The sequence below is a fragment of the Xanthobacter autotrophicus genome (genome assembly GCF_030015065.1).
In the GTDB taxonomy this organism is placed as follows: domain Bacteria; phylum Pseudomonadota; class Alphaproteobacteria; order Rhizobiales; family Xanthobacteraceae; genus Xanthobacter; species Xanthobacter autotrophicus_D.
Map to the genome: position 1 here is coordinate 1 of NZ_JAIVFN010000054.1, position 11,993 is coordinate 11,993.

An 11,993-nucleotide genomic window follows, 5' to 3' on the forward strand; every position below is an offset into this window, starting at 1 on the left:
TTAAGTCGTCGGCAGCGTCAGTTGTGTATAAGAGACAGCTTTGATGAGAGCTGCCGCGGCCGCACCTTCGAGATCCTGCTGGAAAAGCCCGGTCGCCAGCGCGGCCAGCTCATCGGCCGCTCGCCCTATCTCCAGAGCGTGGTGGTGAACGATCCCCCCGCCGCCATCGGCGACCTCCTCACCGTGACCATCACCGACGTGGGGCCCAACAGCCTCGCCGGCATTCCGGTCGAGGCGAGCGACCGTTCTGCTTCCCAGTCCCCCGCTTCTTCCGCCCGATCCCGGCCGCTCGCGGCCATGGAGGCCTGAGCTTGCGCAGATCCGGCAGCGACCGCGACCGTCCCCTTGATCGTTCCTCGGACCGTTCCCCGGAACGCCCCTTGCCGCCCACCGGCCCCGCCCGTGCGGCGGTGACGGCGCCGTGGGCGAGCCCGGAGGATGAAGGCCCCACCCATGTGGTGCTGGCCTTCGACGACAACCGGCTCGCCACCCAGCTGTTCGGCCATTACGGGCGCAACCTCGCGGTGATCGAGCGCAAGCTGGGCGTGAAGGCCGATTCCCGCGGCAACCACGTCACTTTGGAAGGCGCCCGCGATGCCTGCGAGCAGGCCCGCGCCGTGCTGGAGCACCTCTACGAGGCCCTGCGCAAGGGCCGCGACATCAGCCAGGGCGACGTGGACGGCGCCATCCGCGAGGTGACCTCGCAGGGCTCCCTGTTCGACTTCGATCCGACGGAGGATCGCCAGTCCTTCGACGAGATCCAGCTGCGCCGCCGCCCGGTGCGGGCGCGCACCGCGGCGCAGGACGCCTATATAAGGGCGCTGAAGCGTCACACCCTCGTCTTCGGCTCCGGCCCCGCCGGCACCGGCAAGACCTGGATCGCGGTGGCCTTCGCGGTGCACCTGCTGGAACGGCGGATGGTGGACCGCATCATCCTGTCGCGGCCGGCGGTGGAGGCGGGCGAGCGGCTCGGCTTCCTGCCGGGCGACATGAAGGACAAGGTCGACCCCTACCTGCGCCCCATCTACGATGCGCTCTACGACCTCATGGACCGTCCCTTCGTGGAGCGGGCGCTGCAATCGGGCGAGATCGAGATCGCGCCGCTCGCCTTCATGCGCGGGCGCACCCTCTCCAACGCCGCGGTGATCCTGGACGAGGCGCAGAACGCCACCTCCATGCAGATGAAGATGTTCCTCACCCGCCTCGGCGAGAACTCGCGCATGATCGTCACCGGCGACGCCAGCCAGACCGACCTGCCCCAGGGCCAGATTTCCGGCCTTGCCGAGGCGGTGCGGCTGCTGGAGGGCGTCGAGGGGGTCGGCGTGTGCCACTTCAAAGCCGAGGACGTGGTACGCCACGAACTGGTCCAGCGCATCGTCTCGGCCTACGAGAAGCTGGACGCGGCCAAGATCGAGGCGGCCTCCGCCCGCCTCGGCAGGGCCGGAGCCTGAGCCATGGCCGCCTTGAAGCTTGTCGCTGCGAGCATCCCCCCTGAGGAGATCTCCGCCGAAATCGACGTGCTGGCGGAGGCGGGCGGCTGGTCCTCCGTGCCGGACGCCGAGGCCATCTGCGTGCGCGCCGCGCGGGCGGCCCTCGCTGCCTGCGGCGACGAGGTACCGGAACCGTGCGAGGTCTCCATCACCCTCACCGACGACGCGCGCATCCGCATGCTGAACCGGGAGTGGCGCGGCAAGGACAAGGCCACCAACGTCCTGTCCTTTCCCCAGCCGGACCTCCCGGACGACGTGGACGCGCCCCAGCCGCTGGGCGACATCGTCGTCGCGCTGGAAACCCTCACCGGCGAAGCCGAGAGCGAGGGCAAGACGGCCGCGCACCATCTTGCCCATCTGGTGGTGCACGGCACGCTGCACCTTCTGGGCTACGACCACATGAACGACACTGAAGCAGAGGAAATGGAGGCGCTGGAACGGCGGATCCTCGCGGGGCTCGGGATCGACGATCCCTATGCCCTGCCGCAGGACTGACGTTCCCAGGCGAAGATCAGGCCATGTCCAACATCGACCAGCCAACGACCGAGACCGGCGCGGAGCCGCAAAGTTTTCTCGATCGATTGCGTGCCCTCCTCGGCACGTTCCGCCCGCACGGCTCGCTCCGCACCGACCTCGTGGAGGTGCTGGACGCGGCGGAAGCGCCCGAGGAGGAAGGGGAGTTCACCCCATCCGAGCGCAAGATGCTGCGCAACATCCTCCATCTCAAGGAGGTGGGCATCGGCGACATCATGGTGCCCCGCGCCGAGATCGTCGCCGTGCGCAAGGATGTCTCGCTCGGCGAACTGCTGAAGCTGTTCGTCGGCGTCGGCCATTCGCGCCTCGTGGTCTATGACGACACGCTGGACGATCCCGTGGGCATGGTCCACATCCGCGATCTCATCGCCTTCCTCGCCGGCGACCTCACCAGCCAGCCGGGCAACAAGCTTGACCTTGGCGCGGTCAATCTCGACGGCTCGCTGGAGGATGCCGGGCTCATCCGCCGCATTCTCTATGTCCCGCCCTCCATGCCGGCGGTGGACCTCCTGGTCGCCATGCAGGCGGCGCGGACCCATCTCGCCCTGGTCATCGACGAATATGGCGGCACTGACGGCCTCGTCTCCATTGAGGATGTGGTGGAGGAGATCGTCGGCGAGATCGAGGATGAGCACGACGAGGCGGCCGAGACCCTGCTGATCCGCCAGCCGGACGGCAGCTTCCTCGCCGATGCCCGCACGCCGCTGGAAGCCGCCGTGGAAGTGCTCGGCCCCACCTTCGCCTCCGAGGAGGCCATGGAGGAGGTGGACAGCCTGGGCGGCCTCCTGGTCATGGTGGCCTCGCGGGTGCCGAGGCAGGGTGAGGTGATCGCCCTGCCCGGCGGGTTCGAGGCGGAGGTTCTGGAGGCCGATCCCCGCCGGGTGAAGAAGCTGCGCGTCATCCCCCCGCGGGACGACGCGGCGACGCCGGCCACCGCATCCAACACGTCCGACGCCTAGTGGATCAACCGAACGGATGAGTACCATCCGTTTCGAAAAGTTGACCCACCAGATCAAAGAGTTGTGGTTCGACCTGCTCGCGACAGATGGGTTCCATCTGTCGCGAGCAGGTCGAACCACTAGGTCGTTTTCGAGCGAAGTGGAAACCGGTTCGCGTGAAGAAAACGCGTCTAGACAATGAGATGGAAGCCTTTCCCCGCTTGCGTGAAGCGGGGCAAGGCTCTCGCGTAGCCCGCGTGCTTGCGCCCTCCACCCCGGCCGCGCGGCTGCGCGGGCGCCTTTTGGCGCTGCGGTTTCTGTCCGGCTGGCGCCGGCGCCTCCTCGCCTGCCTTGTCGGGGCGGTCGGCGCCCTGGCCATGCCGCCCTTCGGCCTTTGGCCGGCGCTGGTGCCGGGCTTCTGCGTCCTGGTCCTGCTGCTCGACGGCTGCCGCGGCGGCCTCGGGCGGCGCCTCGCGGCGGCGGCTGGCATCGGCTGGTGGTTCGGCTTCGGTTATTTCCTCGTCTCCCTGTGGTGGATCGGCGCCGCCTTCCTGGTGGAGGCGGACGTGTTCGGCTGGCTGCTACCCTTCGCGGTGCTGGCCATGCCCGCCGGGCTCGCCTTGTTCACCGCCCTCGGCGCCATGCTGGCGAAGCTGCTATGGTCGAAGGGCGCGGCGCGCCTCGCCGCCCTCGCCTTCGGCCTCACCGTGTCCGAATGGCTGCGCGGGCATGTGCTCACCGGCTTTCCGTGGAACACCTTCGGCTACGCCTTCGCCCAGTCCGATCTGCTGATGCAGAGCGCGGCGCTGGTGGGCATCTGGGGCCTGACCTTCTTCGCCGTGCTGCTGCTGTCGAGCCCGGTGCTGCTGCTGGTGCCCGGCCGGCGGAACCTTGCAGCCGTCGCCGGCGCGGCGCTGCTGCTGGCGGGGGCGGCCGGCTGGGGCGGCTGGCGGCTGGCGACGACGCAGGTCGGCGCGGTGCCGGGTGTCCATATCCGCGTCATGCAGCCCAATCTGCCGCAGGACAAGAAGTTCGCCTATGATCGCCGGCGCGAGATCCTGGCCGATTATCTCGCCCTGAGCGCCCGCCCGAGCCCCGCCTACCCGTCGGGTCTTGCGGACGTGACCCTGCTCATATGGCCGGAATCGGCCTTCCCCTTCATCTATGAGCGCGAGCCCTGGGCGGCCGCGGACATGGCCGCCGCCCTGCCCCCCAACGTGACGCTGGTGACCGGTGCCGTGCGCTACGACCTGCCGCCGCCGGGCCAGCACTCGCCGTTCTTCAATGCCATCCGGGTGATGGATGCCAGGGGGCGCGTGCTGCGCAACGCCGACAAGGTGCACCTCGTGCCCTTCGGTGAGTATCTGCCGTTCCAGTCGTTCCTTGAATCGATCGGAATCGAGCAATTGACCCGCGTGCGCGGCGGCTTTTCATCCGGGGGAACGCTCGACGGGCTCGAGGTGCCGGGCGCCGGCCGCGCCGCGCCGCTGGTATGTTATGAAGTTATCTTTTCTGGAAAGGTGATCCCGGAAGGTCCCCGCCCGGGCTGGCTACTGAACGTGACCAACGACGCCTGGTTCGGGACGACCCCCGGTCCCTACCAGCACTTTGTTCAGGCTCGCTTGCGCGCGGTGGAGGAAGGCCTGCCCCTGGTGCGTGCAGCCAATACGGGCATCTCGGCCATTATCGACCCATTGGGTCGTATTGTCGCAGGGTCGAGACTGGGGGAGACGGGCCTCGTGGACGGTGGGCTGCCGCAGCCGCTGGAAACGGTTCCCATCTCGGCACGTTTCGGCGGAACTCTCCTTGCCGGACTGCTCATACTTGCGCTCATGCTTGCAGTGGCACCGTTTCGTGGTTGCATTACACGCAAGGGTTGATCGACGCTCGTAGATTGTATGCCTATGTTCGCCGGCAATCAGGGCAGCCTTCGCACCGCGAAGTAATGAGTAATCTTTTCCGACATAGCCGGAGAGACCATGGCCAAGAAGGCGCCGAACCCTATTGACAAACACGTCGGCTCGCGCGTCCGCATGCGGCGGATGATGGTCAGCATGAGCCAGGAGAAGCTGGGCGAGCATCTTGGGATCACGTTCCAGCAAATCCAGAAATATGAGAAGGGTACAAATCGCATAGGTGCAAGCCGTCTTCAGCAGATCTCGACAGTGCTCGGTGTTCCCGTCGCGTTCTTCTTCGAGGGTGCTCCGACGGTTGGACCCGAAGGGGAAGGCTTCTCCGAAGAGCAGTCGCCGGCCTACGTCTCGGACTTCCTCGCGACTTCCGACGGGCTGACACTCACGCGCAACTTCATGCGCATCACCGACCCGAAGGTTCGCCGGCGAATCGTAGACCTCGTCATCGCCATCGCCGGGGAAGCCGAAGGCTGAGCCGTTCGTTTTGACGAACGTTTTCGTGTTGCCGACCTTGACCGCTCGCTGCCGCGTTGCCACAAGAAGAGACCGCAACGCGGCGCGGGCGCAAGAGGGTCGGAGACATGGCGCGTCAGTCCTATCTGTTCACCAGTGAGTCGGTTTCCGAAGGCCATCCCGACAAGGTGTGCGACCGCATTTCCGACGAGGTGGTGGATACCTTCTTCCGCACCGCCGAAGTCGAGGGCTGGGACCCCAGCCAGATCCGCGTCGCCTGCGAGACCCTCGCCACCACCAACAAGGTGGTCATTGCCGGCGAGACCCGCGGGCCCTCCTCCATCACCCGTGACCTGCTGTCCCACGCCGCGCGCCTCGCCATCAAGGACATCGGCTACGAGCAGGAAGGCTTTCACTGGGAGCACGCGGACATCGACGTGCTGCTGCACGCCCAGTCCGCCGACATCGCCCAGGGTGTGGACATTGCCGGCAACAAGGACGAGGGCGCCGGCGACCAGGGCATCATGTTCGGCTACGCGGTGCGCGAGACGCCGGAGCTGATGCCCGCCCCCATCTATTACGCGCACAAGATCCTGAAGACCCTCGCCGAGGCACGCCATTCCGGCGAGACCCACGCCCTCGGCCCCGACGCCAAGAGCCAGGTCACCGTCCGCTACGAGGACGGCAAGCCGGTGGGCGTCACCCAGATCGTGCTCTCCACCCAGCACCTCGACGAGAACCTGTCGTCCCACGACGTGAAGTCCATCGTCGAGCCCTATATCAAAGCCACCCTGCCCGAGGGCTGGATCTCGAAAGACACCATCTGGCACGTGAACCCCACGGGCAAGTTCGTGATCGGCGGGCCGGACGGCGATTGCGGCCTCACCGGGCGCAAGATCATCGTGGACACCTATGGCGGCGCGGCGCCCCACGGCGGCGGCGCCTTCTCCGGCAAGGATCCCACCAAGGTGGACCGCTCCGCGGCCTATGCCGCGCGCTACCTGGCCAAGAACGTGGTTGCGGCGGGCCTTGCCGACCGCGCCACCATCCAGCTCGCTTATGCCATCGGCGTGTCCGATCCGCTGGCGGTCTATGTGGACCTGCACGGCACCGGCAAGGTGGACGAGGCCAAGCTCGAGACCGTGCTGCGCGAGGTGATGAACCTGCGTCCCCGCGGCATCCGCGAGCATCTGGGCCTCACCAGGCCCATCTATGCCCGCACCGCCGCCTACGGCCATTTCGGCCGCCCGCCGGAAGCGGACGGCGGCTTCTCCTGGGAGAAGACCGACCTCGTGGACGCGCTCAAGTCCGCCGTCGCCTGAGGGCACGGGACCTCCCGGCCGCCGTGGCCCGGATCACCGGAGCGGGAGACGGCGCGAGTCGGGCCGCGCGCGACGACGGAATGACGAGATCCCGGATGCCACGGCATCTCCGGGATCCTCCATGATATGCAGACCATGACCGAAGACACGGCACGCCCCAACGCCTTCTATGGCCGCCGCGTGGGCAAGACACTGCGCGTGACCCAGCAGGACGCCATGGCGCGCCTCCTGCCCGCCTGGCGCTTCGCCCTCGAGGACGCCACCAACCCGACGGCGCTCTTCCCCAATCCGGTCAGCGGCCTGTGGCTGGAGATCGGCTTCGGAGGCGGCGAGCACCTTCTCTCCCACGCGGCGCGGCGGCCGGACATGGGCTTCATGGGCGCGGAGCCGTTCGTCAACGGCATGGCGCGCATGCTGGTGGACCTGGAAAAGGCCGGCCTCACCAATATCCGCCTGTTCGACCAGGATGCGGCGCTGCTGCTGGACCGCCTGCCGCCGTCGAGCCTTGAAGGCGCCGACCTGTTCTATCCCGATCCCTGGCCCAAGCGCCGCCACTGGAAGCGCCGGTTCGTTCGCCCGGACAATCTGGACCGCCTCGCCCGCGCCATCCGGCCCGGCGGCGTGTTCCGCTTCGCCTCCGACGTGCCCCATTATGTCGGCTGGACCCTGGCCGAGGTACGCGCCCACGGCGCCTTCCGCTGGACCGCGGAACGGGCGGACGACTGGCGCCGGCCCTATCCCCACTGGCCGGGCACCCGCTACGAGGCCAAGGCCATCGAAGACGGGCGCATTCCCACCTATCTCACCTTCGAGCGGGCCTAGAGGGCTTCTTCATGCGAGCCGGTGCCCGCTTCGCTCGAAAATGCTCTAGGCTCCCGCCGCGTGGAGCGCCGCGAGCCCCTCGCGATAGGTGGGGTAAGCGAGGCTGACGCCGAGATCCGCCTTTAGCCGGTGATTGGCCACGCGCTTGTTGGCCGCCCAGAAGGTCAGAGCCATGGGGCTCATCTCACGCGCCGCCGCCTCGAACGGGATGGCGGGCGGCACCGGGAGGCCGAGAAGCCCGGCCGCATAAGCGATGGGATCGCCGGGCGGGGCGGGCAGATCGTCGGTGACGTTCACGATGCCACCGAAACGCTGCGCCACCACCGCGCGGATGGTGCGCGCGATATCCGCCACATGGATGCGGTTGAACACCTGCCCCGGCTTGTCGATGCGCCGCGCCTCGCCTGCCCTGAGTTGCTCCAGCGCATTGCGTCCCGGCCCGTAGATGCCCGCCAGCCGCAGCACCGCGACGGGGATGCCGCGCTTCTGCCCGAAGGCAAGCCATGCCTGCTCCGCCGCAAGGCGCCGCTCCAGCCGCGGGCTGCCGGCGCGGGGCGGCGTCGTCTCGTCCACCCAGCCGCCGCCGTGGTCGCCATAGACACCGAGGGTGGTCAGATAAATCACCTGCCGCAGTCGCCCCGCCTGGAGCACCGGTTCGGCACAGCGCAGGATCGGGTCGCCCCGGGCGTCCGGAGGCGCCGAGGCGATGAGGAGATCGACGCCGGAGAGCGCGTCGGCAAGCGCGTCCGACAGACGCTCCCCGTCGAACACGAACGGCGTCACCGCGCGAGGCAGCGCAGCGAGGCGCTCCGGCGAGCGGGCGGTACCGATGATCGGGGAAAAGCCGGCGACATCGTCAGCCACCAGTTGGCGAACACAATAGCCGAAGCCCAGGGCGGCGAGGGAGGTCATGCCACCGGTGATGCCGGAGCCGGCTCGCCGTGACAAGCGGGCTTCCCCGTTTCGTCGGCGCGGCCGGCAAGGGCGTTGGCGCACATGAGCCGCACGTCCTCCTCGCACTGGCGGGTGACGCTCTTGCGGTCGTGGTCCGCGTCGATCCGCACCGGATCGCCGAAGGAGACCTCCACGTCGATGGCGCCGTGGCGCAGCACCTCGAACAAATGGGGGGCGAGGTCCATGTCGCCGTACCAGGCCGCCACCCAGCGATGCAGCCGGCCCATGGGCACGCCCTGGAGGCGCACATAGGAGACGGCGAGGGGCTGCACCGTCACCTCGGCGCCATCGGCGATGGCTTCGCGCACCGCGCCCACCAGCGCCGAGCGGAACGGCAGCACCCGGTTGCCGTCGCTGGAGGTGCCTTCCGCGAACAGCACCACGGGGTCGCCGTCCTGCAGGCGCTCGGCAATGGTGCGGTTGACGTCGCCGGTGGCGTGCCGGCGCTGGCGATCCACGAACACGGTGCGCTGGAACTTCGCCAGAAGCCCGATCAGCGGCCAGCCCGCGACCTCGCTCTTGGCCACGAACACCAGCGGGGTCAGCGATCCGATCACCGGAATGTCGATCCACGAGGCGTGATTGGCGAGCAGCAGCAGGGGGCGGTCCGGCGCCGGGGTGCCGCGCACTTTCACCCGCACGCCGAGGAGCTTCAGCAGGATGCGATGATAGAGCTGCGGAATGCTTCGCCGCGTGGGCAGGCGGAGCTTGAGCGACAGCCATTGCAGCGGAATGCCGATGAGCGTCACCAGCACCACCGGAACCAGCACCACCGCCTGTCTCACCCGATCGAACAAGCGCGTCACGCCGGGCTGCTCGGGCCCAAGGGGCTCCACGCCGCCGAATTCGAGCGGGGTCGGCCGTGCGGGCTCCGCCGCGAGCCCGCGCTGGTCGGTCACGACTTTTCATCCTCTTCGAGGGGAACGGCATAGAGCTCGAGGCGATGGCCCCGCAGCTTGAAGCCGAGGCGACGGGCAATCTCATCCTGGAGCGCCTCGATCTCCTCCGAGCGGAACTCGATCACACGCCCGGATCTCAGGTCGATGAGATGGTCGTGGTGCTCGTCGGGCATCTGCTCGTAGCGGGCGCGGCCGTCGCCGAAATCGTGGCGCTCGATGATGCCCGCATCCTCCAGCATCTTCACCGTGCGATAGACGGTGGAGATGGAGATGTTGTCGTCGATGGCCACGGCGCGGCGATGCAGCTCCTCGACGTCAGGATGATCCTGCGCGCCAGAGAGCACGCGGGCGATGATCCGGCGCTGCTCCGTCATCCTCATGCCCTTGGCAAGGCATGCTTCCTCGATGACGCTCATCTTGCTGCCGCTCAAGCGCGACCTCCGCGATCCGACGGGACAGACGCCTTATCGCCCCCCGGCCCGATCCCTGCAAGGGGGCGTTCCGGGTTCAGGACGCGATCCGGTGCGGTTGAAACAACCTGGACGATTATTTTTCATATAAGCTCAGGAGCAAAAACGTTTTTCTAGAAATCACGCCGCAGCAGCAGCGCATCCGCCCCACCTGCATAATAGCCCCGTCGGCGTCCCGCCTCGCGGTAGCCGAAGCGCTCGTAAAGGGCGCGGGCGGGCTGGTTGCCTTCCTCCACCTCCAGGAACGAGGTGGAGACCCCCTCGGCGGCGAGGCGCGCGAGGTGGTGGGATAGGAGCGCCCTGCCGATGCCCCGCCGCCGGCGGTCGGTCACCACCGCGACGCTCAGCACCTCGGCTTCCGGCGGAACCACATGGGACAGGATGAAGCCCACCGGCGGCCGCCGCGGGCCGAGCGTCGCCACATGGGCGCGCACCGCCCGGTCGGACAACAGGCGCTCGAACTCGTCCGGCTCCCAGCCTCGGGCGAAGGCACGGCCATGGATGGCGGCAAGGTGCGGCACGTCGGCTGCCACGGCGTCGCGCACCGTGGGTGAACGGGACGGGAAGAAGCGGTCGAGAAGACTGATCATCGGCGGGCGATGCGCGCCTTGTCCTGCGGCTTGGCGTCGGGCGGGCGCAGATAGAGGGGGCGGGGTTCGGCCGCCTCGGGATCCGCCACGGCACCGAGCCGCGCCACCCAGGCCACGTCCGGAGCCGGGGTTTCATCCACCAGGAGGGGCGGCTGCTCCGCCGGCGGCCAGGCTTCCGCCACCAGAGCCGCGCCGGAGCCCACGAGGCGTACCGCGCCGATGGCCACCGAGCGCGCCGCCTCGCGCACGTTGGTCACCCGCGGGGCGATGAGGGTGCGGGCACCGACGCCGAACATCTGCAGGAAGACATGGCCATGCCGGGCATCAATAGCGGTCACCACCGGCACGGCATCGTCCTGGGCGAGGTAGGGCGCGGCCAGAGCCGCAAGGGTGGTCACCCCCACCACGGGCCGGTTGGCCGTGAGCCCGAAGCCGCGCGCCGCTGAAAGCCCCACGCGCAGCCCGGTGAAGCTGCCCGGCCCGATGGTGACGGCGATGCGCGACAGATGCTCGAAATCAAGGCCCGCCGCCGCCATCACCTGCTCCACCAGCGGGATCAGCGCCTCGGCGTGGCCGCGCTCCATGAGCAGCGAATCACCCGCGACGATGCTGTCCGTCTCGGTATCGAGCACGGCGGCTGAGCAGGCGGCGAGCGCCGTGTCTATGGCGAGAACGTACATGAAATCAGGTGCCTCAATCCCCGCCACGATCAACCGAAACCGTGGCGAGGGGAAGCGACCCCGAACGCTCACCTTACAGAAAGGTTAATGGCAATTTATCATTGTACCGCCTGAACCTGTACGACTTCCGGCACGAAGTGCTTGAGCAGGTTCTCGATGCCATTCTTCAGCGTGGCGGTGGAGGACGGGCACCCCGAACACGAACCCTTCATGTTCAGGAACACCGTGCCCTCCTTGAAGCCGCGGAAGGTGATGTCGCCGCCGTCATTCGCCACCGCCGGGCGCACCCGGGTGTCGAGCAGTTCCTTGATGGTGGCGACGATTTCCGCGTCCTTCTCCTCGAAGAACTCGTCAGCATCGGTGACATCGGGTTTGACACCCTCGGACAGGACCGGGGCGCCGGACATGAAGTGCTCCATGATGGCACCGAGGATGGCCGGCTTGATCTGCGGCCATTCCGCCTCCGCTTTGGTCACGGTGACGAAATCCGAGCCCAGGAACACGGCCGCGACGCCGCGCACGTCGAACAGGCGCTGGGCGAGGGGGGAGAGGTCGGCATCCTCGTGGGAGCGCAGGTCCAGGGTGCCTTCGCCGAGAACCGAGCGGCCGGGAAGAAACTTCAGCGTCGCCGGGTTCGGCGTGGTTTCGGTCTGAATGAACATCGCCCAATCCTCAAAAGAACAGGTGCGGGACCAGGCCCGCGCGTTTCCTTGAAGATAGGTGCTCGGGCGCGAAACGAAAAGGCCACCCTCCGGGGATGTCCTGAATTGACACACCGGGAGGACCGCCGGCGAACGCCGCGCGAACACAGCAGGCGCGAATCGGCGGGGACGGCATGTTGCGGATTCGTTCCGCCCCGGCGCCTCAGGCGGCGCGTCGGGACACCACCGCGTGCCCATGCCGTCCGGAGAGGGCGCCGGAGCGCCCG

Annotated in this window: 13 protein-coding genes; 7 read left to right on the forward strand and 6 right to left on the reverse strand. The window is 68.1% G+C overall.

Annotated elements, in window-relative coordinates; genetic code table 11:
- Positions 1-410 precede the first annotated feature (410 nt).
- From K9U40_RS12315 to trmB, 7 genes are all read left to right on the forward strand, one after another.
- A complete protein-coding gene (locus tag K9U40_RS12315) occupies positions 411-1,451 on the forward strand; it encodes a PhoH family protein (RefSeq protein ID WP_282890520.1) in 1,041 nt (346 codons plus the stop codon).
- Positions 1,452-1,454: 3 nt separating this feature from the next.
- The gene (gene ybeY, locus K9U40_RS12320; protein ID WP_282890493.1) at positions 1,455-1,985 is read left to right on the forward strand and encodes an rRNA maturation RNase YbeY; all 531 of its coding nucleotides are present in this window, start codon (positions 1,455-1,457) and stop codon (positions 1,983-1,985) included.
- Positions 1,986-2,008: 23 nt separating this feature from the next.
- Positions 2,009-2,983, forward strand: a complete 975-nt coding sequence (locus K9U40_RS12325; protein ID WP_282890494.1) for a hemolysin family protein — start codon at positions 2,009-2,011, stop codon at positions 2,981-2,983.
- A 182-nt stretch (positions 2,984-3,165) separates the two neighbouring features.
- Positions 3,166-4,842 carry an apolipoprotein N-acyltransferase gene (gene lnt / locus K9U40_RS12330; RefSeq protein ID WP_414114904.1) on the forward strand — a complete coding sequence of 559 codons (1,677 nt, stop codon included), beginning with the start codon at positions 3,166-3,168 and terminating at the stop codon, positions 4,840-4,842.
- 99 nt (positions 4,843-4,941) lie between these two features.
- Positions 4,942-5,349 (forward strand): helix-turn-helix domain-containing protein, encoded by a 408-nt coding sequence (locus K9U40_RS12335; RefSeq protein ID WP_282890496.1) that lies wholly within the window; start codon positions 4,942-4,944, stop codon positions 5,347-5,349.
- A gap of 107 nt (positions 5,350-5,456) precedes the next feature.
- Complete coding sequence (gene metK / locus K9U40_RS12340) at positions 5,457-6,650, forward strand: methionine adenosyltransferase (RefSeq protein ID WP_282890497.1); 1,194 nt, start codon at positions 5,457-5,459, stop codon at positions 6,648-6,650.
- 135 nt (positions 6,651-6,785) lie between these two features.
- Entirely contained in the window at positions 6,786-7,472 is a 687-nt protein-coding gene (trmB, locus tag K9U40_RS12345) for a tRNA (guanine(46)-N(7))-methyltransferase TrmB (protein WP_414114903.1), read from the forward strand.
- 45 nt (positions 7,473-7,517) lie between these two features.
- Here the strand turns inward: trmB and K9U40_RS12350 are convergent, their stop codons facing one another.
- From K9U40_RS12350 to K9U40_RS12375, 6 genes are all read right to left on the reverse strand, one after another.
- Positions 7,518-8,420, reverse strand: coding sequence for an SDR family oxidoreductase (locus K9U40_RS12350; protein ID WP_282890499.1), 903 nt, complete (start codon positions 8,418-8,420; stop codon positions 7,518-7,520).
- The gene (locus K9U40_RS12355; protein WP_414115025.1) at positions 8,381-9,211 is read right to left on the reverse strand and encodes a lysophospholipid acyltransferase family protein; all 831 of its coding nucleotides are present in this window, start codon (positions 9,209-9,211) and stop codon (positions 8,381-8,383) included. The genes K9U40_RS12350 and K9U40_RS12355 overlap by 40 nt, the downstream gene beginning before the upstream one ends.
- Positions 9,212-9,321: 110 nt before the next feature.
- Positions 9,322-9,741, reverse strand: coding sequence for a Fur family transcriptional regulator (locus K9U40_RS12360; RefSeq protein WP_282890521.1), 420 nt, complete (start codon positions 9,739-9,741; stop codon positions 9,322-9,324).
- Positions 9,742-9,908: 167 nt separating this feature from the next.
- Positions 9,909-10,385: a ribosomal protein S18-alanine N-acetyltransferase gene (gene rimI / locus K9U40_RS12365; RefSeq protein WP_282890501.1), complete on the reverse strand. Its 477-nt coding sequence runs from the start codon at positions 10,383-10,385 to the stop codon at positions 9,909-9,911.
- A complete protein-coding gene (tsaB, locus tag K9U40_RS12370; protein ID WP_282890502.1) occupies positions 10,382-11,065 on the reverse strand; it encodes a tRNA (adenosine(37)-N6)-threonylcarbamoyltransferase complex dimerization subunit type 1 TsaB in 684 nt (227 codons plus the stop codon). The genes rimI and tsaB overlap by 4 nt, the downstream gene beginning before the upstream one ends.
- A 98-nt stretch (positions 11,066-11,163) precedes the next feature.
- Positions 11,164-11,727, reverse strand: a complete 564-nt coding sequence (locus K9U40_RS12375; protein WP_282890503.1) for a NifU family protein — start codon at positions 11,725-11,727, stop codon at positions 11,164-11,166.
- Positions 11,728-11,993: the final 266 nt, after the last annotated feature.